This window comes from Paenibacillus tengchongensis (assembly GCF_008973665.1).
GTDB classification, from domain to species: Bacteria; Bacillota; Bacilli; order Paenibacillales; family Paenibacillaceae; genus Paenibacillus_AQ; species Paenibacillus_AQ tengchongensis.
The window spans coordinates 545,817-571,890 of the sequence record NZ_WACP01000001.1; the positions used below are offsets into that span (position 1 = coordinate 545,817).

The following is a 26,074-nucleotide window of genomic DNA, read 5'->3' on the forward strand; positions in this document are numbered from 1 at the left end:
GGGCCGGGGCTCAGCTTCCCGCAAAGAGCGCCCGGATCGCCGGCGTCGCGTCCTCCCCGGATATCGACAGATAGGTTCCGTAATCGTTGGCGTATTTTATATTAACCACATATTCCCCGCTTACGCCGCTAAAATTACGCTGATGGTCGAGTATATCGGCAATGACCGCCGCATCCGTCGTGAGAACGGTCTGCTTCTCGCTTCTTGCCAGCGCAAAGCAGTCGTCCAGATTATCTTTCTGCGCCTCACTCAGCTTGCTGAAGAAATCATTATTTATAATTTCCACAGACTCCACTTCACTGGGCAGGGTGCGTATTTTGTCCGCATAGCCCTTGTGTTCCATCCATTGATCCAGTTCTTCATAATAAGGATACCAGTCATAATTATAATAAATCTGATAACCGGTATCATCCGGCTTGGCAATGGTTTGAATCGAGGCCCGCGGCATAATTCCTGAATGTTGCTCATCAAAGGACAGGGTCATGATTTCACGCTCCAGAATTCCTTTCAGCTCCGCGATCTCTGCGGGATCGGAAACATTGAACACCTTATCCATATTACTGAACCGGAAGCTCTCCACTTCGCCGCCGAGTCCGAACACCATAAACTGCTTGCGTTTAAAGTCCGCGCTCTCCATGACCGCCTTCATCTCCGGTTCAAAGCCCGCCACGGGAATCCAGTAATTACGGATAAGCTTCCGCCCGCTCTCCAGTTCATAGGCGATCGTAAAATATCTGCTGCCGCTGTAGCTGTACCGCTCCATCTCTTCAGGCTTAGGCTGAGCGGTTACCAGCGACTGATGCAGCAGGCGGACTGCCGCAATATAATCCTTGTCCCCGGCAAAAGCCCCCTCCGCCCTCGCCAAGGCATCCTGCGGATTGCCGCCCGTCTCAAACATCCGGTAGTGATCGCCAGCGTATACCCCCACAATGCGGTCGGCAGCCGGCACCCGCTTCTCGTAACCGGACAACCCGCTTACCGGAATGTAGATAATAAGACCGAGCGCAGCGGCATAAACCGCAAATTCAACAATGGTCTTGCGGGAAACAATATGCCAGGATTTGCGGATGACCATCTCCGCGGCGATATAGCCGATGAGCGCTCCCAGAATATAACCGGAGATTGTCCAGCCCATACGACCATTCTGCACACTGGCGAAGTAAGCGCCGGAAATCAGCATCGCACACAGCATTACCCCTGCTTTAAACAGCGGGTTAAAATAGGTGAAGGCCAGCGCATACCCTGTCTTCTCGGCATGGCGTCTGCGGTAAAGAAGGAAGGAAAGCCCGGCGAATACTGCACTGAGCGCCGCGTAAATCCCTATTTCCGTCAAGCTGAAGGGATCGACGCTGATGTCCATCAGCTTGAATACCGGCGACCAGTTGTCTACCCTGCCCAAATATCCATTATCGGGATACCCGTATAAATATCTGTTAAAATGCTGGCTTACCAGCAGCAGCAATGCGGCGGGAAGCATCAGCAGAATGTAAATGACGATTCCCTGAAGCACCGTCTGTCCTGTGCAGATGCCGATGAATATACCGAATACATAGAAGAATAAGGTGATGACACTGACGCTCAGGCACCACATCCATACTTCTTCACCCTGATAGGCGAAGGCATTGCTCTCCAGCGGCAGCAGGACCGCGGCCAGGATAGCGTTCAGCCAGACCGGCACCAGCAGAAGCACCCCTCCGCTGAGCAGCTGCTCACCCAGCAGCCGTTCCCGGCGCAGCGGCAGGCTGTGCCATAAGTCCGACGGCTGCCTGGCCTGCAGATAGCGGAACTGGAACAATGCGGCGGCAACCGGCAGCGTAAGGATGAACAGCATCTGCACATTTCCGGCAATGTCGAACAGGCTGTCGACCGTCAGCGGCGGCTGATCCTCCCTTCTGCCCAGAAGCATTTGCAGGGGAACGGAAAAGAACATTCCCAGCGTATACATTATTCCGATCCAGCCATGCTGGCGCATATTCTGGCGGAAGATCCCGCCGTTAAAGAAGAATCGGCTGCGCATCATAACCGGCGTCCCCCATTTCATAGATAAAGATTTCCTCAAGCGTCAGCGGCAGCAGGTCCAGCACATAGGGATCGTATACGCGAAATGCCTGCTCAATCCGTGCACGGTCGCCTTTCACAATATAGAGACGGACGCTTCCGCGCGTCTCCTGGTGCAGCACCTGCAGCTTGGCAGTAAGTGCCGTGGCATGTCTTTCATCCCGCAGGGCAACCTGTACCTTGTGCGTATCCGCCTTCAGTTCATCCAGCTCCCGCTCCACCAGCATCCGCCCGTGATGCATAATCCCGATATGGTCGCACAGATCCTCGATCTCGCGCAGATTATGCGAAGAGATCATCACAGTAAGCCCGCGGTCGGCGACCTCCTGGAACAGCAGGTTCTTGATTTGCCGCCGCATTACAGGGTCGAGTCCGTCGATCGGCTCGTCCATAATCAGCACCTCCGGCATACAGCTCAGTGCCAGCCAGAACGATGCCTGCCGCTGCATTCCCTTGGAGAAACGGCTCAGCTTGCGGCGCGTATCCAGCTTGAATGCCGCCTCCAGCTCCTTGAATCGCCTATCACTCCACTTCGGATAAATGGAACGGTAGAAATCAGCCATCGTCCGCAGGGAGGCCTGCGGGAAAAAATACGGAATATCCGGCATAAAGATGATACCGTTCTTCACCTCCGGCTGTTCAAAGACCGGCTGGCCGCCGATGGTGACCGTTCCTTCCTCGGGCCGGTAAATGCCGGCGAGTGTCTTGAGCAGCGAGGTTTTGCCGGCACCGTTGGAACCGAGCAGCCCGTATATGGCTCCCTGCTTTACGGTAAGCGATATACCGTCAACCGCCTTCTCTCCCTGAAAGCTCTTGCTGACTCCGCGAATCTCGATCATGCTTTCTCTCCTCTCTTCTGCTCCAGCGCCTGGCGGTACAACGCGCCGATCTCGCTCTCGGTAAATCCGAGATATACAGCCTCCGCCATCAGCCGCAATAATTCCCCGCGCACTTCCGCCCGTTTGCCACCCTTTTGCTCGGGCCCAAGCGGGGCAACGAAGCTCCCCTTGCCCTGAAGGGAATAAATATAGCCCTCGCGCTCCAGCTCCCGGTACGCTTTCTGGATCGTATTCGGATTGACGGTAAGCTGCGAGGACAAGGTTCTGACCGAAGGTAGCTGTTCGTCCGGCTGCAGAATCCCGTGTACAATCAGTTCCTTGATTTTGTCGGTCAACTGTTCGTATATGGGCTTGCGGCTGCGGATGTCCAGTTCGAACATGGCCGTCCTCCTTTCTGAGTGCTGCGACCTGTGCATTCAGCATCTGTATTAACTGTACTACTATTATTAATACAGTATAAAATGATTGTCAACAAAAAAACGGCCCATCCGGACCGTTCCTACGTTTCCATTCACTATAACCCAAGTAAAACTTGCAGCACTGCTCAGCGTTTGTCCTTCCAGAAATTCACTGGTGTCATCCCTGCGCCAATGACTCCAAAGCTATAGCCTTCCTTCTGCAGCTGCTCCACAATACGCGGCAGCACCAGCAAAGTCGCCTTCTGGTCGTGCATCAGGATGACCGGATCGGTCTTGCCTGCCTTCAGCTTATGCACCTGGTTCATGACGGAATTATAAATTGTGGCGCTGTCCTCTTTATATTTCCAATCCTCCGAGTCAACGTTCCAATCCCATAAATGATAGCCCTGGCCAAGCAGCTTATCCCTGAAGCTTTGGGTAAAATACGGCTTACTGCCGTAAGGGGGACGGATCAGCGTTGTGCTTTGGCCGGATATTTGCTCCAGTATGGCATTCGCATCCGTCATTTCTTTCAGCGCGGCAGCGGGCGAGGCATAGAATTTATGCTTAACATGGGTCATGCCGTGCAGACCTAGCCCGAAGCCTTCCGTGCCCATCCGCTTAACCTGAGCCGGATACTGGCGCATATGCGGCCCCAGCATAAAGAAGGTCGCCTTCACCTGATACTTGTCCAGCATATCGAGCAGCTGCGTTGTGGTATTCGATGGACCGTCGTCAAAGGTCAAATACACGGTCATGCCGGGCTTGGCGACTGGATCCTCCGTTCCGGGATTTGGTGCTGTCTCCGGCTTCAGCTCAGCCTTATATTTATCGGCAAAAGCAGCATCGTCCAGCTTCGCAGCGCCGCTCCACACACGCAGCAAATATTTATCCGGCACATAGGAAACGCTATACCCAAGATAGACGCTGAGCTTCAGCGGGATCATCAGACTGCCGTTCTCCAGATATGTATTTAAGGGCACAGTCGTGCCATCTATCAGCACAGCGCCGCCATTATTGCCGGGCAGCAGCAGTGAACGCGAATTGCCGGTAATCTGAATTCCGTCCTTCTGGCCCGTCAGACTCCAGCCAAGCGCTTCGGACAAGCTCCGCAGGGGTACATAATAGGTGTTATGGCTCGACACAGCGCTTATTTCGGACAGGGAATCCTCGACTGCCAGCTTTAAGGATGCGGAAACTCCGCCCGCAGCCGCCCCGGCTGCTTGTGTCAAGGCTATGCCGAGAAGGAGGTATAAAGATAAGAATAAGAGCATTACTTTTTTAATGGGCACCGATTCTAAACTCCTAACTAAGTATATTTATCTATCACTTTATCACATCCCTTGTTTAGGAGATTTGAGAGTTTGTAACCGTCCATAGAAAATGCTGTTACCCTTTAGCTGTGAAAAAAGACACAATCGTAACTTTTTAAGCAAAACCTCTTCATCTCCGTCGAACCCTGTCACAGCAAGGAAAAAGCGGATACATTCCCGGGTTTTCAGGCAAAATATTTGTGACGGAATTGGTAACATTTATTTATAATTGTCTAAATTGTGAACTTCCTTAAAATCAGCTTAAAACGCGCCGTTACAGTGATCTTTGTCATACATAACAAGTAACGTAACAATTTAGACAAATATTTTTAACGTAATCGCCACTTTTCAGGTCGTTTGTAGGCAATATGACAAAAAATGTCTTTTGCAATCTGGTTAAGTAATTCTTACTATAGATTAAGGTTATGGATTGATTGTTTAACGATCGGCCAATGAAAAGTATTGAAGGAAGGAGTTCGTTATGAACAAAAAGGGACCGTTATACGCTTTGTTTCTCAGCCTCGTTCTTCTTTTGCCGGGATGCAGTTCACTCGCTGTTCTGAACCCGAAGGGACCGGCTGCACGGACATTGTCGGACACCATCATCCTCTCGATTCTCGTAATGATGGGAGTTCTGGCCGTTGTCTACATCTTATATGTCTTTGTGCTGGTGAAATACCGGGCCAAGAAGAGCAACGAGGGGTACATTCCGGAGCATGAGGAGGGCAATAAGGTACTGGAGGCAATCTGGATTATCATCCCGATTATCATCGTAGCCTTCCTGTCCGTCGTTACCGTCAAGTCGACGCATGCCGTTGAGAATGTCGCTGAACAGTACAAGGATCAGGATCCGCTGGTGATTTACGCATCCTCATCGAACTGGAAATGGCATTTCAGCTACCCGGAGGAAGGCATTGAGACGGTTAACTATGTGAACATCCCTGTTCACCGCGCTGTTGAGTTCCGCCTCTATTCGTTCGGCACCATTACGAGCTTCTGGATTCCGCAGCTTGCCGGACAAAAGTATGCCATGAGTGACATGCTCACCGAGCTGAACCTTTCAGCAGATACTGTAGGCTCCTATATGGGCCGCAACTCGAACTTCAGCGGCAAGGGCTTTGCCCACATGGAGTTTGAGGCCCTGGTCATGACTGGTGACGAATACAACGAATGGGTTCAGGATGTTAAGGCAAACGAACCTGAGTTAACGGAGGATGAGTTCAAAGGCCTGCTTGCCGCCGAACATCTCGGGCGCAAAACCTACTCCTCCACCCATCTGACCTTCAGCCCGCCGCCGGGTGACCATAGCGAGCATATGAGCGGCGACGGCAGCGAAATGAACATGGAGAACGGAAACGAGGATCATCAGGACAACAAGGATATTCATCCTTCACCGGAGCCCTCCAGCCAGACCGAGTTCGACGGCGAGCCTAACCCGGAGCTTGAAGAACCGCTTCCGAGTTTCCCTGCCGACGAAAGCACACACGAGGGCCATTAAGCTCTTGCCATAGTACGAAGCAATTAGCCTGAAAGGAGCCACCCTAATGGATTTAGAAAAATTTAAGGTTCACGGCGAACCCCTGATTTACGGGGCCATGATCAGTATTGCACTGGCCACCATCGGGATCATCGTCGGATTGACCTACTTCAAGAAATGGGGATATCTGTGGCGCGAGTGGCTTACTACAGTAGACCATAAACGGATTGGTGTCATGTACATCATCGCCGCCCTGCTCATGCTGTTCCGCGGCGGCGTCGACGCGCTGATGATGCGCCTGCAGACCGCAGCGCCGGAGATGAAGTTCCTCGACGCCCAGCATTATAATGAGGTATTTACCACGCACGGTCTGATCATGATTCTGTTCATGGCGATGCCGTTCATCATCGGTCTCATGAACGTCATTATTCCACTGCAGATCGGCGCACGCGACGTCGCCTTTCCGCGGCTGAATGCGATCAGCTTCTGGCTGTTCTTTATGGGCGCCATGCTGCTCAACATTTCGTTCGTTGTCGGCGGTTCGCCGGATGCCGGCTGGTCGGCCTACTTCCCGCTGGCCAGTATTGAATTCAGTCCGACGGTCGGCAACAACTACTACTCACTGGCGCTGCAGATTTCCGGTATCGGGACTCTGATGACCGGCGTCAACTTTATCGTAACGATTCTCAAAATGCGCGCACCGGGCATGACACTCATGAAAATGCCGATGTTCACCTGGTCCGTGCTGATCACCAACATTATCATCGTCTTCGCGTTCCCGGTACTGACCGTAGCGCTCGCGCTGATGATGTTCGACCGCCTGTTCGGCTCCCAGTTCTTCACGATGGCCAACGGCGGGATGGATATGCTCTGGGCGAACCTGTTCTGGGTTTGGGGCCATCCGGAAGTATACATCGTTATTCTGCCCGCCTTCGGGATTTACAGTGAAATCATTGCCACTTTCTCCAAGAAGAACCTGTACGGTTACACTTCCATGGTCTTCAGTATGGTGATTATCTCGCTCCTCTCCTTCCTGGTTTGGGCGCATCACTTCTATACCATGGGTCAAGGGGTTATGGTCAACAGCTTCTTCTCCATCACCACGATGGCGATAGCCGTACCGACCGGGGTCAAAATATTCAACTGGCTGTTCACGCTGCGCAAAGGGCGAATATCCTTTACCACACCGATGCTTTACACGCTGGCCTTTATTCCGATCTTTACGATCGGCGGGGTAACCGGCGTCATGCTGGCGATGGCCAGCGCCGACTACCAGTACCACAATACGATGTTCCTGGTTGCGCATTTCCACTACGTGCTGATTCCGGGCGCCGTGTTCGCCGTTATTGCCGGGTTCCATTACTGGTTCCCTAAAGTATTCGGCTTCCGTCTGAATGACCGGATCGGCAAGCATGCCTTCTGGTGGATCGCGATTTCGTTCAACGTGACCTTCTTCCCGATGTTCTTCCTGGGACTGATGGGTATGACACGCCGGATGTACACCTACTCCGAAGAGAGCGGCTTCGGCCCGCTGAATATGCTCTCCTTCGCCGGCGCACTCGGCCTGGCAATCGGATTTGTCATCCTGGTATACAACATCTATTGGAGCACGCGTTATGCGCCAAGAGACACCAACGGCGATCCATGGGACGGCCGCACACTGGAATGGGCTACGCACAGCCCAATCCCGGCTTACAACTTCGCCGTTATTCCAAAGGTCAATTCCCGCGATCCTTACTGGGAATCCAAGCAGAAGAACACACCGCTGTACGAAGACAAGATCACCAAGATTCACCTGCCGAACAACACCGGAAAGCCGTTTATTCTGGGAGTAATCTTCTTCTTCCTGGGCTTCTTCCTCGTCTTCAGCATGTGGATTCCGGCCATCGTCGCCGGGGTCGGCATCATCATTATGCTGGCCGTCATGTCCTTCGAGCGGGATCACGGCTTCTACATTTCTGCAGAAGAAGTCGCTGCTACTGAAAAGAAACTGCGGGGTGAGACTGTATGAAGATAGATGCGTCCAAGCCGCTTGAATATTCAACGGAAGAGAACAGCAATAAGATCTTCGGATTCTGGGTGTTCCTGGGAGCGGAAATTCCGCTCTTCGCCACCCTGTTCACAGTATATTTTGTTATGGTGAACCGCTTCGCGGACGGTCCGAGCGGCGCTGAGCTGTTCGAGATCGGCCCGGTGCTCTGGGAAACCTTACTGCTCCTGACCAGCTCGTTCACCATCGGACTTGCGGTCCATGCCATGCGCCTGGGCAACAAAAAAGCTACACTAGTCTTCATGGGCATCACGCTGCTGATGGGCCTGGCCTTCGTCGGTATCGAAATCGACGAGTTCTTTACCTACGTGCATGAAGGGGCAACGCTGCAGACCAGCGGCTTCCTGTCCAGTCTGTTCGTCCTGCTCGGCACCCACGGCGCCCACGTCAGCTTCGGCTTCCTGTGGGGCGTGGCGATTATGATCCAGCTCTGGCGCGAGGGCATCAGCCCGGCAACGGCCAACAAAACATTTATCTTCTCACTGTTCTGGCACTTCCTGGACGTTGTCTGGATCTTTATCTTCAGCTTCGTCTACCTGAAAGGACTGATGTGATATGATAAAGCAACTGTTTCCCATCCGTCATGTGATCGGTTATCTCGCGTCCCTGGTCCTTTCAGCAGCCGCACTCGTCGTCATTTACGGAGACCTCTCCGACGCGGCGAATATGGTCGTGCTGCTGGTCACGGCGATCATCCAGGCTTCGCTTCAGCTCTTCGTCTTCATGCATATCGGTGAATCTGCCGATACCAAGAAAGAGCTGTACATCAATATCGCTTACGCGCTGTTCGTCGGCCTGATTACGATCTTCGGAACCCTGTTCATCTTCGTATGGGGCTGGTACGCGTAAATTACATGAAGGTTCGATTAAGTCCCGCCCCCGGCTTCTGCCGGGGGCGGTTTTTTGTTTGGCGGGCGGGCCCCGGTCCTCGGCCGGGGAGCCTGGCTTTGCGGCCTGCTCCGTGGGAGGGGCCTGGCTTTGCGGCCTGCTCGGCGGGAGGGCTGTTGCGCCCCGCCCCCGCAAGAAGGCTGCCCTAAAGCGAAGAATAAAAAGCAGCGATTCTGTGTCAGAATCGCTGCTTACTCTTCTCCTATTTCCGCTATCCTCCGTCTCCTCCGCTGTAACCAGCGGGAGTCCGGAAGGCCGCCGGTTACAGCTTGAACCGGCCCAGCTCCTTCTGCAGATTCTCGGCAAGTGTGGCCAGGTACTGGGCGGAGTGGGACATTTCGCCCATGGCAGACAGCTGCTCTTCGCTCGCCGCACTGGTATCCTGCACATCATCCGCACCTTTGCGCGAAATACGGCTTGCCTCCTCCATTGCCTCCGTTACGCCCTGCGATTCCCGGGAGATATACCCGATCGCTTGTTGGATGCCTTCTGCCTGCCGCCGGGCGGCTCCGATCGACTGCTGGATCTCGGCAAAGGCCTTGGCTACAAGCCCGCTGTGCGCGACGCCGTCCGACACCTGGGCTGAGCCTTTGGCCATCGCATCCACCGCCTCCGCAGTCTGCACCTGAATATGGGTGATGATTTCTGTAATCCGCTGCGAGCTCTTTCCTGTTGCTTCCGCAAGCTGGCGGATTTCACCCGCCACTACCGCGAAGCCGCGGCCATGCTCGCCGGCCCGTGCCGCTTCGATGGAAGCATTCAGCGAGAGCAGATTAGTCTGTGTCGCGATTTCATTGATCGTGGTAATGATCGTATTGATCTCCTGGGACAGGCTCCCCAGATTGACGACCACATCCTGGCTGCCGGAGACACTGCTGTCGATCCGCTGCATTTGGTCCAGAATCAGCTCCACTGCTTCGGCACCCCGTTCCGTCGAACCGGCGGCTTCCTCCATCAATGCAGCCATTTCACCGCCGCTGCGCTCCATGGTATACATTTCCTCTGCCATCGTCTTCACAGAGGATGCCGTCCGTCCGATCATCTGCGCCTGGACCTCAAATCCTGCGGCGATCTCGCCCGAGGTCTCTGCAATAAGCTGTGAGGCGCGCGCCGTCTGCTCAGAACTGGCGCTCATCTCCTGAGAGGAGGCCGAAAGCATTTCTGCACTCTCAGCAATACCCTGCATCATCGTCCGCAGGCTGCCGAGCATCCGGTTGAAGGACTGGTTGATCTGTCCGATTTCATCCCTGGAATTATAATGGGCCGTTACCGATAAGTCCCCTGCCTCTGCCTGCTTCATTAATCCCTGCAGCTCCCGCAGCGGCTTCGTGATCAATCTGGTAATCACAACGCTGATCAAGATAATCAGTATCCAGGCTGCGGTGATAATGATACTGTTCGTCGTCCGCGAGCTTGCCGCACTGCTGGCATTCAGCTTGTTCTGGGCTTCGGCATCAGCCAGCAGCAGCTTGGAGGTATCATCGAGCAGAGTGGTCATCCGCAAGCGGGCCTCGCTGAAGGCTGCGCCGGAGAAGACCCGGTACCCTTCGCTGTTCATATTCTTGGCCGCCAGCTGCAGAATGGCCTCACGCTGTGCCCGGTAATCACCCAGCAGCGAAACGTACTGATTAATATTGTCCTTGATGGCGCTATCGCTGAAGTGCAGCTGCTGCAGCTGTTCCATCAGTCCATTGTTCTTCTCAATGCTCGACTGAATGCCTTGCGCCAGCTCATGGGTCTTCTCCTGATCGTCAGTGAGCAGATCCTCCAGCAGGTAAGATTCAATCATGCGGTTGTTGGCACGGATTTCTGTAACCAGGTAGATCGGCTGAAGGTTATGGCTGTACGTGTTCTGGGAACGCTTCGCCATATCATCGGTATTCAATATCCCGATCATGCCCAGGATAATAAGCATAATGACAGCAATGGCCACCAGCACCGTCATTTTATACTTCACTTTTAATTGCTTCATTTTTCCCTCTTCACCTCTTCTTCTCATGCTGTGTAATGCTATTTATCGGCGAAAAAGGTCGAATAGTTGATGTCGGAACATGAAATTTGTCGAATCTTCAATTATCAGTCCAAGCCGGACCGTTGTTCAATAAAAATCCGCCGCCCTATCACCGGCGGCGGATCGTAATGGCGGCTGGAAAACGCCTGTCCGCCACATATATATTTCGTTTTTCCTATTCCTTCAGCAGGCCGTATTTGCGGCGGAAGCGCTCCAGCACTTTCGTCCAGCCACCGGCCAGCACGGCCAGGAATACGACATTGGACACCGCATGGGCCAAATCAAAGTAAAAGCTGGAGGCCACGGCAGCGGCGGCCAGCGGCCAACTCAGCGTGTCGGGCTGGCTGAGCAGATACCAGATGTCCATAATCCAGCCGAACAGGAATCCCCAGATGAAACCGAAAGCGAGCAGCCCGGCCCGGCTGTGCAGCAGGGGAGTACTCCGCAGCCAGCCTGCGCTGAGGCCCATTATTCCCCAGGCAAACATCTGCCACGGCGTCCAGGGCCCCTGGCCGAAATAAATATTCGACACCAGCGCCGCGACCGCGCCGATGATGAATCCCGCCTCTGCACCGAAGACATAGGCGGAGAGAATCACCAGCGCGGAAACGGGCTTCACATTCGGGAGGGCGGCGAACGGAATCCGGCTGATGGCCGCAACGGCCGCCAGCACCGCCAGCAGCACCAGCTCCCGGGCCTCAAGCGGCCTCCGCTCCAGCCGGATGAACAGTGGCAGCAGGGCCGCAGCCAGCATCACAAGGCTGAGCAGCAGATAATGACGGTCCTTCAGCGCGGCCGTCAAGCCCAGCAGGGACAGGAACAGCCCCAGGGCGATCAGCAGCGGGTAGCGGTATTTGGCCATGCTCTCACCACATCCTCTAAGGTCAATGCCTCCGGCAGCAGATCGCGAGCCATGCGGTTAACTGCCGTCGTGTAGAAATAGTTGCCGCCAAAAAATTCAGCTGGCGTCCCTTCAGCCGTAATACTTCCGTCAAACAGCAGCGCACATCGCGTGGCGTATCTCGCCGCGAACTCCACGTCATGCGTTACAGTCACGATGCTGACGCCCTGCCCGAGCAGGTCCTCCAGCAGCCCGGCGAAGCGTTCCTTGGCACAGGGGTCGAGCCCCTTTGTCGGCTCATCCAGCAGCAACACCGCCGGCCTCAAGAGCAGCACCATGGCCAGCGCGAGCTTCTGCTGCTGGCCGCCGCTTAAGTCCAGAGGATGCTGCTCCAGCACTCCGGCAAGCTGGAACGTTTCCGCCAGCCCGGCAATTTCGCGGGCGGCCTCCTCCGTCCCGAGTCCGGACACCTCTGCCATATGCCCCAGTTCCTCCGCAGCGGTGTCCTGACTGAAGTAGAGCAGCGGATTCTGGGCCAGGTAGCCCGCCCTTACCCCTTTGGCGAAGGACAGCTTGCCGCGCTGCGGCTTCTCCAGGCCTCCGAGGATATGCAGCAGTGTTGATTTACCGGCACCGTTGCCGCCCATTACCGCGAGCCATTCTCCCTGGTATAGGGACAATGAGAGCTTGCGCAGCACATCGGGAGCCTCCTTCTCATACCGAAAGGTAACTTCCCGGCAGTGTAGCAGCCCTTCACCGCCGGTGGTTTCAACGGAGGATGGTTTAGAGTTCATGCGTTTGTCTCCGTGTTTATTGCGGGACGTATACATAGGGTGCTTCTCTACACGTCTACCCGCACTGGCGGCGTCCAATAACCAGCGCTTCCCCTCCCTTACGGTCAGGGGAACCTCTGAAGGTCCGGCGGCTGCATCTTCCGGAGACAATGAGTAGTACAAGCGGGTCGCTGCCGGCAGATAAGTCTGCATTCCGGCTGCCGCAGCTCCGGCCTTACCCGTCTCACGCGCAAATTCACGCGGAGTGCCCTGAACGCTCAGGACGCCGTCCTGCATCAGCCATACCCGGTCCGCCAGCGGCAGCACCTCCTCCAGCCGGTGTTCGCTGATAATCACCGTCATCGCCATCTCTTCGCTCAGCCGGTAGACGGTCTGAATGAACTCGCGGGCGGCGACAGGATCGAGCTGGGAGGTCGGTTCGTCCAGCAGCAGCACCTTGGGCTGCAGCAGCAGCACCGAAGCCAGGTTCAAGAGCTGCTTCTGGCCCCCGGAGAGCTGGTGCACCGGATGGTACAGCAGCGACTCCAGTCCGAATAAGGCGGATATCTCCGCCAGACGGCTGCGCATCACCTGCGGCGGGTAGCCCAAGTTCTCCAGCCCGAAGGCCAGTTCATGCCATACGGTGTCCATAACAATCTGCGCATCCGGGTTCTGGAAGACCATTCCGATCTCTCCCGCCGCCCGTTCCGGCGGCAATGCCTCCAGCGGCCGCCCCCGGTAGCGGATTTGCCCGCTGCGTATGCCCACCGGGGCCAGCTCCTGCTTCAGATGGCGCAGCAGCGTCGTCTTGCCGCCGCCGGAAGGTCCAAGCAGTACAATGAACTCGCCTTCTTCTACCGTAAAAGAGAGTTTCTGAAGCGAGTCGCGTCCGGCTGCGGGGTAGCGGAAGGATAAGCCTTCCGCCGCGAGGATCTCCATTGCCATTTCTCCTTTCCTTCCAGGACAGGAGCCGTCAGGACGAAGAGGCACAGTCCGGCATACATCCCGCCTTCCTCCCAGCCCCAGCCCATCGGCTTCAGCCGTGGATAAACTTCCCAAATCCCCTGTCCGCCAAACCAGCCGATGAGCGGGACACAGGCACAAACCATAAGCCACAGCAGGACCAGCTTATCCAGACGGTCCATCCGGTAGCTTCCGTAGCTGCTTCGCTTGCTGACGCCATAGCCGCGCGCTTTCATCGAGTCGGCTGTCTGCAGCGCTTCCTCCAGCGACCAGCTCACCAGCACCTTCAGCAGGGTCATTCCGTCCGCCATCCGTTTGCGCAGGCTGCCTCGGCCGACATCAATTCCGCGAAGCCGCTGGACCCGCGTAATCTCGCGCAGCCGCCGCTGGAAGAGCGGCACGAAGCGGAGGGCCATCCACAGGAGCAGCGCCGTCTTCGGGGCGAGACCGGCGAACAGATGCATGAATTTATCGGCAGTTACGTTATAGTTGTAGGAAATAAACAGGATAAACACCGCCAGCAGCAGCGTCATCGTCATCAGGCCGTACAGTACGGCTTCGAGCGTAATCTGCCGGTCCCACAGATAGAATAAAATATGCGAACCCCGATGAGAGAACAGCGGATTCAGCAGCGCTACGGAGAGCGCCACCGGCAGGAACAGCAGAATTCCCCGCAGCAGCCGTGCCTGTCCCTGCAGCGCGGTAAGCAGCACAAGACCGAAGATTTGCGTCAGCACAAATACCGGATGAAGCTGCAGCAGCGCAAACAGCAGCAGCCCCATGTAATACACCAGGGCAACCGCCGGATGCATAGCCCCGAAGCCGCCCCTCATCGGCTGGCTCCGAGGTCCTTGCCCATATCCAGCGTGTACAGCCACTCAATGCTGTCGCCCGGGCTGAGCGTATAACTGCCTGCCGCTTTGTCCGGAAATTCTCCGTTGACCTTGTACATCCAGCCGCTTTCCCCGCCGTGGTCGCCCTCATACAGATTGCCGATCCCTTCCACATAGGCAAAACTTCCCGCTCCTTGGAATTCCAGCGGAATCTTATGCTTGCGGGTAATCCGCTTCAGCAGATCCAGCACGCTCTCGCCCTCCTCGACCTCATAGGCTGTCGGCGCCAGGATCGTGCCGAGCTCCTCATCGCCGACGATGGAGAGCGTCACGGTCTGCTGCGCAGCAGCCTGCGGCGCGGCCGCGCTGTGAGTGGCCGCCGGCCGGGTTGCGGCCGGCTTAGTGGCAGCCGGCTGGGTCGTTGCCGGCGCGGTCGCCGCCGGCGTGGCCTTTGCCGGCTTGGCCGTGGCCGCAGGCGCCGCAGTCGCGGCCGGCGCTTGGCTCCGCGCCGGCGCGGTTGCGGAAGGCGCCGCTGCAGCCGGCGCCGCGCTGGTTGCCGGGCCATCCGCAGGCGGCCCGGCGTCGGTGACCGGTGCGGCGGCAGCGCCTGCACCGGGGCTTACCGGCACGGAGCCTGCGCCCGTGCCGGCAGTGGCGGCCTCTCCGGGGGACGGAGAGGCTGCCGGGGACGGCTGCGGCGCAGCGGACGCAGCCGCCGTTTGAGCCGGCGCTTCGCCCGCCGGCTCAGACGATTCGGAGGCGCAGCTGGCGAGCAGCAGCGCCGCAAGCAGCAGCGGGGCCAGGCCGCTGCGCAGTATTTTCCGTAACATGAACAGAGCACACCTCCCAAAAACGGGAAAAGAACGAGGCATTCATCCCCGTTCTGTCCCTATACAATATGCAGGCTCCCGGTATTCCGGTTGCCACAAATCCGTAAGCAGCCTTTACTTAAGGCAGTCTGACCGCAACCACCGCAGCCATTTCCCGCGTTACATAAGCGGCAGGCTCAAAGGCGCCGCCGGCAGCGCTCATATAGCCCAGCGCCGTTACCGCACTAACGGCCTCCACTGCGTACGGGCTAATCTTGCCGCCGTCGCTGAAGCTGAATGCTGCAGCACCATTGCCTGCCAAATCAAAAGCCTTGGCAATCATTACCGCCATATCCTGACGGGTAATCACACCGTCCGGATTAAAGAGGCTGCCGTTGCCGCTGATATAGCCGAGTTCCTTGGCTTTGTTCACGGCACCGTAATACCAGGCGCCCGGCAACACATCGCTAAAGGTCTGGGCCGAAGAAGCCGCAGCCGGCTCCTGGCCGGTCAACCGCAGCAGCAGCGCTGCGAATTGGGCGCGGGTGATGTATTCTTTCGGAGCGAAGACCTGGGTCTCCTCGCTGACGCCCTGGATCAGACCGGCATCGGCCGCACTGCGCACCGCTTCCAGCGCCCAGGCCGAAATTCTCTTCTCATCGGCAAAAGCCGCGCCGGAGCTCACACCCAGCTCACCGGTATAACGGACAAGACTAGGCGCTTTGCCATTGTCATAGCCGGTAATGTCCAGCGTGTAGCGGCCTGCCGCCAATCCGCCGCTGAAGGTGGCCAGGCCGTAGGCATCTGTCGTCACACGCTGTCCGCCTACCGACACCTGGACTCCGGCCGCCGGCGAAGTCACCGGATCAGAGGTAAAGGTGTCCGCGTTCCAAACCCATTGTTTCTGCGTTACAGTCAGGGTGAAGGCCTCGCCCGGCTTCGGTTTCTGCGGATTTACAGCTACGGAATCCACCACCTGGGTTACGTCTCCTCCATAATACACCAGTACCTTGTCATTGTCCTGCAGGGCAAAATCATTCATGCCCACACTAGGGTAAATCCATTGTCCGCCGCGGGATACGATATACATCCAGCCGTCATAGCCGCCGTAAAGGCCGGCGGAAACACCGCCAATGCCGGTTACGTAATTCCCCGCCTCATTGACAAGGGCCAGATGATTGGCCTGAGCGGCCCGCTCCAGAGCAGTCAGCACATTGCCCGCATAGACATTTGCCTGGCCCAGAGCGGCTTCCGGCCCCTCAATCGCCACGCTTACGCGGACAAGCGGATTAACCGCTGCTGCATGGCTTAAATCATACAGCTTGCCGCCGTTCTGGCCGAAGCTGCCGAAAGCCGCCAGCGCCAGCAGCGCCTGCTCGGTTGACAGCGTATTGGAGCTGCCGCCGGTGTTGTGGGCAAAGCCGCCGTCCGCATTCCGGTAGCTCAGCAGCTTGCCGACAAGCTCCGTACCGTCTTTGGCATACTCGGCTCCAGTCGGGTCTATACCGAAGGAAGATAAAGCGATAATGGCCTGGGCAACGCTCTCGCTGCTGTCCCCGTAACCGCCCCCTGCATCTAGCGCGGAGGACAGCCAGGCTGCAGCCCGCTCTCCGGCGGAGACTGCCTTGGCATCATCCTTATGGGCCGCCAGTGCCGTCAAGGCCATCGCTGTCATATCCGGATCGCTGGCGCCGCCCGTGAGGGCAAAGCCGCCGTCCGTATTCTGCTTGGCCAGGATTTCCCCGAGCAGCTTCGCTTTGGTCCAGGCTGCGCTGTCCGGAATGGAATAGCTGCCCGAATCGAGCGCCAGCAGCGCATAGACCGCATTGTTCAGTGTCTGGCCGGCAATCTTGTCATGGCTGTACAGCTTGGCAATCAGATTGTACCCGCCGAATTGCTCCGGGTCAGCGCCAAGCGCCTTAACGGCAAGCACCGTGCGGGCCGTATCTGTGGCACGGGTGAATGTGCCTTTTGCTTCCTTTACCTTGGCTTCCAGCTTGTCCAGATAGCTTGCGTCCGCCTTGTAGCCGGCTTTGACCAGGCCGATGGCCTGCCAATCGGACTGCACGCCGCCGCCCAGAATGTATTCGGCTGCGGAATACACCGCCTCCGACACACTGACCTTAGCCGGAGCGGCCGCTGCCTCTGCAGCATCAGCCTGTCCGGCCGGAGCCAGCGCAGAGCCGAACATGGCCACGATAAGCAGGAAGGCCAGTCCAAGCGCAGTAGATTTCATGTGCATGTAGTGCTTTTTCATAGAGTAATTCTCAACCCCTCTTCCGCAGTATGATAGATAACTCCGCTTGCCTTCACTTCACCGGCGTTTCACCGGGCACAACATAAAGACCGCCTGGATCAGGCGGCCGGGGGAATTGCACCAGAGCTGCGACTTGAGGCAGGAACGTATCGACACCAACGCTCTTACTGCCGTCACCAGATGTCCCGTATCCTTACCCCCGAAGAACCGGAACCACTTGCGGACAAAGGCAGGTCTCCTGACTTATGCGTCAACGCTTCCCTCCGCCTTCCCGCCGTTCCCGGCAGTGGCCTGTTCTGAAGAGTCGCTCGGCATTTACAGTGGCGGGACCGCGCCGGACTTGCACCGGACTTCCCTATTAAGCGGGTTCCAGCACTGGAATCCGCACCTCTATCCTATGACTTATGAAATTGCAATATTAATAATCATATCCAGTATTGGAGGTCATGTCTATACCAAGCTGCCGCTGTCCCTCAAAAACTGCCGGAGGCCGCCCGTAACGGCAGCATTACGATTTTTACACAGTTCCCACCTCTTGCCGCGCGGCTCCCACCGCTTGTTCAGCCGGTCCTAGTAATGTCAGCTTCCTTGTATTGTTTGGTCGTATGAGCATACAATCGTGCAGGTCTGAAAATACACACTAACTCGACTACACTTAACCGACTACACTTAACCGACTACACTAACTCGAAAATACTAGCCCAACTACAATAACCCGATTACACTAATCCGACTGCACTTACTCGGCCACACTTAACCGACTACACTAACCGACCGCACTAACCGACTACACTAACCGACCGCATTAACCCGACTACACTAACCCGACTACACTTACCGACCGCACTAACCCAACCACACTTACCCGATCACACTAACCCGACTACACTAACCGACCGCACTTACCCGACTACACTAACCCGATCACACTTACCCGACTACACTAACCCGATTACACTAATCCGACTGCACTTACTCGGCCACACTTACCCGACTACACTAACCGACCGCACTTACCCGACTACACTAACCCGATCACACTAAGTGGAAAACAGCACACTAATTTCAGCTTAAGCAAGCCAATTATAATTCTAGTTTGCTTTGCGCCACTTCTTTCGCGGATTTTCAGCTGACGTAGCCAATATCCCCGAAATTAGATAGACATTTTCCACTTAGTCATGCCGGAAACCTCATTGGACGTGATTTAGTTGGCGGAAATCCAATTGGTTTATAAAAAAGCCTGAACCACAGTTGCTGCCGGATGCTTCCGGGCAAAAACTGTGGTTCAGGCTGGCTGGTGCGGTAAAGATGCTCTTTCGTGAATTATTCACCGTTTGTTGCTGCCGGGTCCGGGGACGGTGCAGATGTATTGCTCGCCTCCGGCTCTGTGCCGGCAGAAGGCACCGGCGTGCTTGCTGTACCGGCGGCTGGCTCCAGCGTCAGCGTATAGGTGCCGGCCGTAATCATGCTGCCGGGCACCAGCACCGCGTCCTCGGCAAGCTGCACCGTCACCTGGTAGGTGCCTGCGGCGCCCTCACCCCCGGCTGCGTTTCCCGCAGCCGCATTACCAGCGCCCGCGTTGTCCGCTGCGGCGCCTTCGTCCCCGGCTGCGTCATTCCCCGCAGCCGCAGCACCAGCGCCCGCGTTGTCCGCTGCGGCGCCCTCACCCCCGGCTGCGTTCCCCGCAGCCGCATTACCGGCGCCCGCGTTGTCCGCCGCGGCGCCCTCACCCCCGGCTGCGTTCCCCGCAGCCGCATTACCAGCGCCCGCGTTGTCCGCCGCGGCGCCCTCGTCACCGGCTGCGTTCCCCGCAGCCGCAGCATCGCCGCCGTCCGTGCCGGCGGCATCGGTCACCGGCGACGGCAGCAGGCAGCTGCCGGTCGTCGCCGTGACCGGGTACACCTCCGGCTCGCCGCCGGAGGTGACGACTGTAATCTCCGCCGGCTTGAAGGCGGAGCATTCTACGGGGTCAGCGAAGGTGAAGACAAGCTGACCCGCACTGTCCGTGCCTGCGGCGAGCTGCACGGAGACCGGCGCCGGGCCGGTGGCAGCCGGCGAGGCGCTTGGCACCGGCGCGCTGGCCTCGGGCAGCGCGGCTTTGCCGTCATCCTGGCGCAGCAGGCTGAATACCACCAGCACGCCGATGACCACCACGCCGAGCCCGATCCCGGAGAGGATCAGCCCCATCCGGCTGCGGCCGATCCAGCGCGCCAGCGGCGAGGCCTGCTGGGAGCGGACCTCATTATAGACCTGTTGCAGCGCCGGTCCGGCGGCGGCGGCATAGGTTTTGCGGAACTCACGGTTCTTGAACGCCTCGCGGTCCCGGGTACGGAAATACTTGAGGATCGCCCGGCGGTAGCCCGGCCACAGCTTTTTGCTGGAGACGGTAAACAGCGGGTTCTCCTGGCTCCAGGCCAGGAACCGGTACACCGTCTCCTTGTCCCCTTCCGCCTTGCGCTCCACCATCTCCAGCAGCGCATCGTAATCGAGCGGTCCGCCCTCACGCTCCATGCTGTGGTAGAAGGCCAGCGGCAGACGTTCAAACGGCTCAGCACCGCGCGCTTCCTTCAGCCAGCGGCGTCCCAGCAGCTGCACCTCGTCGAGCTCCCGGGGAGTCAGCCCGGCAAAAATCCGCTCATCCGGGTTCTCCTCCCCGAACCAGCGGTACGCCGCACGCAGGGCATTGGCCTTCTGTCTGCTGATCGCATCAAGCGGCGGCTGCCAGTCGGAGGCCTCCTGATAACGCAGGAAGGAAATCTCCAGCAGCTGCTCCATGGACAGCTCCTCCAGCGAAAGCCGGTTCAGCAGGTAACGGTCGGCGGCAGACGCCAGCTCGTCCAGCAGCGAACGAGCCTCGGCCGGAATGCCTTCCCCCCTGCCCCTGCGGCGTTCTTTATCCGCCGTATCCAGATAATCATGCAGCCCGGCCACCGCCGCACCGGGGTCCTTGTCCCGCTGCAGCTTTTCCAGCAAATATTCCTTTACCGTATCACGGATCGCAGACTGCTGCAGCGCCTCCGGCAGGAAGCGGCCCCAGCGGGTGACGAAACGCAGAATATCGGCGGCTTTTGCCGCCTTGGCCAGCCGCACCTCCAGGTAAGGCTCCAGCAGCTCACGGCGGAACACCGGCTGGGCCAGCACTCTTTTGAAGAAGGAATAACTGAGCTCATCCTCGCTCTCAATGATCCCGTAAGCCGCCGTCAGCGCCCCGTCTTGTCCGCCCGCCTTGGCGTTCAGCATGCCGTTGATGAAATAATCGACGATCTTGACCCGGTAATTATGGCCGTTCAGCCTAAAATATTCCTTAAAGCTCTCCAGCAGCTCCGCCTGCGGTATTCCCCGTTTGCGGATCAGATCGTATTCCCGGTCAAACCGCTCCAGAAAAATATCGTTCAGCCGCACCCGGCTCTCGAGCGCCCCCTCTGCCTTGAGGTAGGACAGCAGGCCGCTGAGCACAGCGCTTGCATTCTCCTCATAGAGCGTCTCATTGCCCTGTTCAATCTCATAAAAGACCGCCAGCTCATTATAAGCCGCGAGCGACAGCTTGCGCTCCGCGCTTTCCCCGCGCAGCAGCGCGTCGGCAAACCGGGAGAAATCGTCGAGATTCCCCCCTTGTCCCAGCGTCCTCCAGGCCAGCCCGGCAAAAGCCTGCTTCCCGCCGCTGTCGCCGAACTCGGCATTCTGCACCCGTCCGGAGGGCAGATCGAACACGAAATCGCGCTCGGTGGCCCGGTCGCCGGGACGGAGCGAGCCCCGCTCCACGAACGTCAGATGAATATACTTGCGGCTCTGCGGCTCCTTGGCATAGGTAATGACCCCGAGTCTGCGGCGGAAATCAAACGGCAGGCACGCAAACAGAATTTCCGTCAGTTCCAGCGCCCGCGCAGACAGCTCGGATATAGGCACATCTAGGGCGACATAGAGCTTCTTCTTCCCCGCTACCGCCGTCATTACCGCCTGCAGCAGCGCCTTGAACAGCTCTTCCGTAAAGCCGAGCCCGCGCAGCACCGCCTGCGGATTCTGCTTCCGCTCCCGGCGGCGCACCGGGATTTCCGCCAGCTCCGGCAGCGAACCGCCCGGCTCACCGGCGTAGCTGTCTGCGAATTCGGCGTTCAGCCACCCGGTGTAGTTCTCGGTAATCTCCTCGGAGCGCAGCGGCGGCACCACATAGTTATGGGCAAAAAAAGCGCTGCGCTGCCCGGTGAAATCCGCTGCCACAAACCGGTTCCGCCCGATGATCGTCTCGCCGGACTCCGTATGAAACAGATGCAACGCGGAAGGATACTGCTCCTCCGTCTTCTCGCCGCGTGCCGTCAGCTCCGCCGGGGCATCGTAGAGGCAGAAGGGATGGAGAATTTTTTTGACAAAATTGTTGTCCAGGCTATCCGATTTGGCCACCGTGTCGAAGCCCTCTGTCGTCCGGTACACGCCGCGCCGTTCCCGGGTGTACATCTGCTGGGTAATCATGGACCCTGACCATTTGTTCACGGCCCGTCGCTCCCCTCAATGTACTTCAGCTTATGCAGCAGCCAGATAAACGGCTCGTCCACCCGGATCGGGCTGACCACACCCTCCACCTTCTGATTGACCGGATTGCTGCCCAGTGCGGAAACGGCAAAGTACCCCGTATTGGCAAAATACACATCCATCGTATCCTTGAACGGACGGTCCACCTTGGCGATAAACCGGCGGATTTCCCCGTCGATATTGTGGAACTCATCCAGATTCAGCGTGTTGCGGTGCACATAGTTGTTGAACACGTTGCTGTTGGACTTGATGTAGTCGCCGTCTTCGTCTTTGAGCGAATGCAGCATGTCGCTTTTGGTCAGGACGACCGCAGTCGGAATCTCCGTCTTGCTCTTCTCCTGGTAAGCGATGAAATCGCCGAACAGGGTCAGCACCACATCGCGCGGCTCGTCATACTGCGAGACCCATGCACCGGGACGGTCGCCGTAGTTGATGCGGATTTTCTCACGGATGGAGCGAATCTGCAGCGGATCGACCATGAACAGGATGCCTGCGGAGTTCTTGATATGCTGGCCGTGCAGCCCCAGATAGTCCTGATCGACCATACCTTCACCGGCGACGTCAAAAAAGACCAGCGTCAGCGGCGGCTTGGCTTCATCCTTGAACACGAACTGGAAAATAAACGGCTCCTGCATCTTCTCCTTCTGCGTAGAAGCCAGCAGATCGCCCCGCTCGAACAGCGGTTCTTCGTACAGCGTACGGAACTTGCGGCTGATTTCGGCATTCAGCGGCATGCAGGCCGCGTCAAAATGCCCGGCCGTCGTATGCTGCAGCGTGTGAATCAGCGAGGTCATGTACACCGACTTGCCGACCTGGGAGGCGCCGACAATCGAAATAATGTTGCTGGGCACCTTGCCTGCCGTTACCGGCAGCTCGTTGTGGCAGGCGGGGCACAGACGTCTGCGCGTCAGCACGCCATAGCGGTCGGTCAGACCGGTCAGCACATGATCGGTATAGTGATGGTACTCCTCGGGAATATCAGCCGGGTTCAGCACCGCCTCCATATCGTCAACGGTATCGAGCCCGAAGCGCTCGCGGTATTTGTTCAGCGCGTCGTCTTCGCTCAGCGCGTAGTTCTCGTCATCCTCACGGCTATGCATGGCCCGGAAGACGACCTCGTCCGGCTGAAATTTGCTGAAGCAGTAGGGACACACAATATCGTAAAAGAGCGGCCGCGGCTGCGGCTGGTTCTTCTTCATAAAGCGGCTGAAAAACGACATCTCTCATCCTCCTCTGTAAAGCGTCTTGATCTGAAACGGATAACTGCGCTTTGTACAGCTGCATGGTTTATGGAACTGCATGGTTTATGGAACTGCATGGTTTATGGAGCCGCCCGCCCCCGGTGCCGGCCTCTTCGCGGCCTTTACCCGCTCCGGGCAGAGCCATAGCCCTGGTCTCCCTAACTTCGCCCGCTGCAGATGTACACAGCGCAATTAAAAGGTGCAGACGGCCTTCCGGCTGCCCGCCTCTTTATGCCGGGTCCGCTCACCCGCAAGCCTTGGGCTTGCAGGCTCATTCCGGGACCAATTCATAGAATTGTCCGTATTTGCGCCCGTCGGTGAAAAAAATCCGCACTTGATCCTCTTTGCCGATCTCGATCGGCGGCAGCGCATGGCGTCCGGCGGCAAAATCCTGTACAAACGGGAACTGTACCCCGTCCCCTCTTGAGGACGGGACACCCCCGCGTTTCTTGACATAGCAGAGCGCCTCCTTGGGCACCGGAACCTCGGCGGTAATCGTCATATGCACCGTCTTGGTTTTGCCGAAAAGCGCTTTGCGCGGCGTAATCGAATAATAGATGCGCGCCTTACCCGCACTGACCAGCGCCTTGTTGCCGCCGTCCTGCTGGCGTACCAGCACGGCTTCGCCGTTCTCCTGCAGCCGGGCAAACACCGTGTACGTCACCAGCCCAATGTCGTCCAGCCGGTCCCGGTAGCCGTTGTTCGCTTTGTATTCCTCCCGGGTATACAGCTTCATACCCGTCAGAGGGGGCGTCCCTCCCCCTTCGCCCTCCGCGGCCGCCTTATGGATGCAGACGGCCTGCAAGCCGTCCGGCCAGTGCCAGCGCAGCGTGCAGAACCGTTCCTCCACCCGGGAGACGACGCCGGTAATGGACGGGGTATCGGGTGCCGGGTCAATGTATCTCATGGCCGCCAGCCCCTTTCATGGTTTCGTCTCGTTCTCCTGTCTAAGCCCACTCCGCTAAAACCCTTTGCTTCCACGGTTACGGCGCGGCGGCGGAAAGCTGTCGGCAGTCTGGCTCGATGCCCCCGCATTGCGCGTGCCGCGGCGGGTCAGCCGCCCTTCGCCAACCGGGACCACCAGCGTGAACAGCGCAATGATTCCGGCCAGCACCAGCAGGGCCAGCAGCCGGACCATCGGGTCGCCGAACGTGCTGCCGCTGAGGCCGAGCTCCAGAATCAGCCCGGCGCAGAGACCGGAGAGGAAGCCGCCGAGGCCAAAGCTCTTAGCTAAGTGGCGGTTATCGAAGATAATGCCCAGCCCGATGCCGAGCGCCGTGCCGATCAGCGTCAACGCGAGGATACGGACGGCTGCGTAATACGGACTGTCCGCCGTGGCGTCGGTACGCTCTGTAAGCAGCGTCCGGTCACCCAGACGGTCATAGATTTGCTGGAACACCAGGCCTAACCGTTCGGCGTCGGCCACATCGTAGTATTCGCCGCCGGTCACCGCAGCAATATCCCGCAGCAGGTTAGAACCGGAAGGATCATCGAGCGCGAGGCCGATGGTGTTCACCTTGATTCCCCGGCTCACATAATCGTTCAGCTCGCTGGACGTATCAAACTCACTGACACCGTCCGAGAGCAGGATGACCATCGCGCCCCGGCTGCCGTTGCCGTCGCTGTTCACGACATTCATCGCCTCGGTCAGCGCGCCGCTGATATTCGTGCCGCCTTCCGTGGTGTGCAGGCTGCGGATCACCTGCATGACCTGATTCCGGTTCTCCGCCGGAGACAGCGGAAGCAGCGGCTGTACTACCGCAGCGTCCGTACTGAACGTGACCACCGCCACCCGGTTGTCGCTGTCCATCCGCTCTACCAGCGCCTCGGCCGCGGTGTAGCGGCTGTTGCCGGGGTCGCTCTGACTCATACTGCCGGAGTCGTCGATCACCATGACGACATTCTTCACCGGCTTCACGCCGCCGAAGTTCAGCTCATACACGAACTCGGACAGTGTACCGACTCCAAGCAGCAGAACCACCGTCAGCGGCAGCAGCTTCCAGGATAGGCCCAGGTAACGCTGCTTCCAGGAGAAGCCGTTCAGCTTCGGCGAGATCATCTCCGCCAGCAGGCAACCCGCGCCGACGCCCAGCGCGACAATGGCGAAGTAAATACCGACAAGCACAATGTACGGCAGATCGTACGGCTGGCGGTCCAGCAGCAGCTCGCCGAGCACAAAGGCGATCCCCCCGCCCAGCAGGCTGAAGCAGAGCAGCAGCCAGTTGATTTTTCGCTGCATTCATAAATCATCCTTTCAGGAAACAATCTGGTTAACATCAGAAGGACCCGTGCCCACCCAGGCACCATTGGACACTGCACCCAGACGCTGCACGGCGAATTGACTGCTGGCGTCTTCGGCCACATTTGCAGCGGCGTTCGGCTGCACCTCTACGTCCGCGTTCGGCTGCACATCTGCAGCTGTTGCGGCAGATCGGCACAGAATGTCCGTCTACAGCAATTTTAGTGTATTCTGTACAGCAGAATAAATGAAAAATGCCCATATCGGGAATAAACGTCCGATTTCGCTGCGTCACGCGCAACAGAATCCAAGTTCAGGCCGGAATATTACCGTTTCCTCATCAAAATGCAGCCAGGCAACAGCTGACTTGCATAGCATCCTTTAGATAAGCCTTGTTTCCGGGAACTAGCTTGATTTTCACCACTTAAATTGCTCACTTATGCCGGTTAGCTGTAGTCTAGTTCGATAATCGCCACTTAATAGTAGACAAAGTGAGCACTGGCATGAATTTTCGTCAAAATAGATGGCGGAAATCCAACTAAAATCCGGGAATCGGT

19 protein-coding genes and 1 riboswitch are annotated in these 26,074 nt (G+C 57.6%); of the genes, 4 read left to right on the forward strand and 15 right to left on the reverse strand.

Annotated features, from left to right (window positions below; genetic code table 11):
• Nucleotides 1-10 precede the first annotated feature (10 nt).
• From F1381_RS02245 to F1381_RS02260, 4 genes are all read right to left on the reverse strand, one after another.
• The gene (locus tag F1381_RS02245) at nucleotides 11-2,020 is read right to left on the reverse strand and encodes a DUF6449 domain-containing protein (RefSeq protein WP_151733190.1); all 2,010 of its coding nucleotides are present in this window, start codon (nucleotides 2,018-2,020) and stop codon (nucleotides 11-13) included.
• Nucleotides 1,995-2,897 carry an ABC transporter ATP-binding protein gene (locus F1381_RS02250; protein ID WP_151733191.1) on the reverse strand — a complete coding sequence of 301 codons (903 nt, stop codon included), beginning with the start codon at nucleotides 2,895-2,897 and terminating at the stop codon, nucleotides 1,995-1,997. The genes F1381_RS02245 and F1381_RS02250 overlap by 26 nt, the downstream gene beginning before the upstream one ends.
• On the reverse strand, nucleotides 2,894-3,277 hold the full coding sequence (locus tag F1381_RS02255) for a GntR family transcriptional regulator (protein WP_151733192.1): 384 nt from the start codon (nucleotides 3,275-3,277) through the stop codon (nucleotides 2,894-2,896). The genes F1381_RS02250 and F1381_RS02255 overlap by 4 nt, the downstream gene beginning before the upstream one ends.
• A 164-nt stretch (nucleotides 3,278-3,441) precedes the next feature.
• A complete protein-coding gene (locus F1381_RS02260) occupies nucleotides 3,442-4,527 on the reverse strand; it encodes a polysaccharide deacetylase family protein (RefSeq protein ID WP_187355147.1) in 1,086 nt (361 codons plus the stop codon).
• 562 nt (nucleotides 4,528-5,089) lie between these two features.
• Between F1381_RS02260 and qoxA the strand changes: the two genes are divergently transcribed.
• The 4 genes from qoxA to qoxD are packed head-to-tail and all read left to right on the forward strand — an operon-like array spanning nucleotide 5,090 to nucleotide 8,984.
• Complete coding sequence (qoxA, locus tag F1381_RS02265) at nucleotides 5,090-6,106, forward strand: cytochrome aa3 quinol oxidase subunit II (RefSeq protein WP_151733194.1); 1,017 nt, start codon at nucleotides 5,090-5,092, stop codon at nucleotides 6,104-6,106.
• A gap of 46 nt (nucleotides 6,107-6,152) precedes the next feature.
• Nucleotides 6,153-8,096 carry a cytochrome aa3 quinol oxidase subunit I gene (qoxB, locus tag F1381_RS02270; protein WP_151733195.1) on the forward strand — a complete coding sequence of 648 codons (1,944 nt, stop codon included), beginning with the start codon at nucleotides 6,153-6,155 and terminating at the stop codon, nucleotides 8,094-8,096.
• Nucleotides 8,093-8,689, forward strand: coding sequence for a cytochrome (ubi)quinol oxidase subunit III (locus F1381_RS02275; RefSeq protein ID WP_151733196.1), 597 nt, complete (start codon nucleotides 8,093-8,095; stop codon nucleotides 8,687-8,689). Before qoxB ends, F1381_RS02275 begins: the two co-directional genes overlap by 4 nt.
• Before the next feature lies 1 nt (nucleotide 8,690).
• Entirely contained in the window at nucleotides 8,691-8,984 is a 294-nt protein-coding gene (gene qoxD, locus F1381_RS02280; protein ID WP_151733197.1) for a cytochrome aa3 quinol oxidase subunit IV, read from the forward strand.
• A 301-nt stretch (nucleotides 8,985-9,285) separates the two neighbouring features.
• On the opposite strand, the gene F1381_RS02285 is transcribed toward qoxD, so the two are convergent.
• The 11 genes from F1381_RS02285 to F1381_RS28075 form a co-directional block, all read right to left on the reverse strand.
• Nucleotides 9,286-10,995, reverse strand: a complete 1,710-nt coding sequence (locus F1381_RS02285) for a methyl-accepting chemotaxis protein (RefSeq protein WP_187355148.1) — start codon at nucleotides 10,993-10,995, stop codon at nucleotides 9,286-9,288.
• A 214-nt stretch (nucleotides 10,996-11,209) separates the two neighbouring features.
• Entirely contained in the window at nucleotides 11,210-11,896 is a 687-nt protein-coding gene (locus tag F1381_RS02290) for an ECF transporter S component (RefSeq protein WP_151733199.1), read from the reverse strand.
• Nucleotides 11,869-13,587, reverse strand: a complete 1,719-nt coding sequence (locus F1381_RS02295) for an ABC transporter ATP-binding protein (RefSeq protein WP_151733200.1) — start codon at nucleotides 13,585-13,587, stop codon at nucleotides 11,869-11,871. Before F1381_RS02295 ends, F1381_RS02290 begins: the two co-directional genes overlap by 28 nt.
• Nucleotides 13,503-14,444, reverse strand: a complete 942-nt coding sequence (locus F1381_RS02300; RefSeq protein ID WP_151733201.1) for an energy-coupling factor transporter transmembrane component T — start codon at nucleotides 14,442-14,444, stop codon at nucleotides 13,503-13,505. Before F1381_RS02300 ends, F1381_RS02295 begins: the two co-directional genes overlap by 85 nt.
• On the reverse strand, nucleotides 14,441-15,274 hold the full coding sequence (locus F1381_RS28070; protein ID WP_187355149.1) for a DUF4430 domain-containing protein: 834 nt from the start codon (nucleotides 15,272-15,274) through the stop codon (nucleotides 14,441-14,443). The genes F1381_RS02300 and F1381_RS28070 overlap by 4 nt, the downstream gene beginning before the upstream one ends.
• A gap of 118 nt (nucleotides 15,275-15,392) precedes the next feature.
• Nucleotides 15,393-17,510, reverse strand: coding sequence for an S-layer homology domain-containing protein (locus F1381_RS02315; protein ID WP_151733204.1), 2,118 nt, complete (start codon nucleotides 17,508-17,510; stop codon nucleotides 15,393-15,395).
• A 211-nt stretch (nucleotides 17,511-17,721) separates the two neighbouring features.
• Nucleotides 17,722-17,917, reverse strand: a riboswitch (cobalamin riboswitch).
• Between the two features lie 916 nt (nucleotides 17,918-18,833).
• Nucleotides 18,834-21,998 carry a GAP1-N2 domain-containing protein gene (locus F1381_RS02320; RefSeq protein WP_151733205.1) on the reverse strand — a complete coding sequence of 1,055 codons (3,165 nt, stop codon included), beginning with the start codon at nucleotides 21,996-21,998 and terminating at the stop codon, nucleotides 18,834-18,836.
• On the reverse strand, nucleotides 21,995-23,257 hold the full coding sequence (locus F1381_RS02325) for a TRAFAC clade GTPase domain-containing protein (protein WP_151733206.1): 1,263 nt from the start codon (nucleotides 23,255-23,257) through the stop codon (nucleotides 21,995-21,997). The genes F1381_RS02320 and F1381_RS02325 overlap by 4 nt, the downstream gene beginning before the upstream one ends.
• A 292-nt stretch (nucleotides 23,258-23,549) precedes the next feature.
• Entirely contained in the window at nucleotides 23,550-24,185 is a 636-nt protein-coding gene (locus F1381_RS02330; RefSeq protein ID WP_151733207.1) for a beta-mannanase, read from the reverse strand.
• Nucleotides 24,186-24,239: 54 nt separating this feature from the next.
• Nucleotides 24,240-25,517 (reverse strand): vWA domain-containing protein, encoded by a 1,278-nt coding sequence (locus tag F1381_RS02335; protein WP_151733208.1) that lies wholly within the window; start codon nucleotides 25,515-25,517, stop codon nucleotides 24,240-24,242.
• 15 nt (nucleotides 25,518-25,532) lie between these two features.
• Complete coding sequence (locus tag F1381_RS28075; RefSeq protein WP_187355150.1) at nucleotides 25,533-25,688, reverse strand: hypothetical protein; 156 nt, start codon at nucleotides 25,686-25,688, stop codon at nucleotides 25,533-25,535.
• Nucleotides 25,689-26,074: the final 386 nt, after the last annotated feature.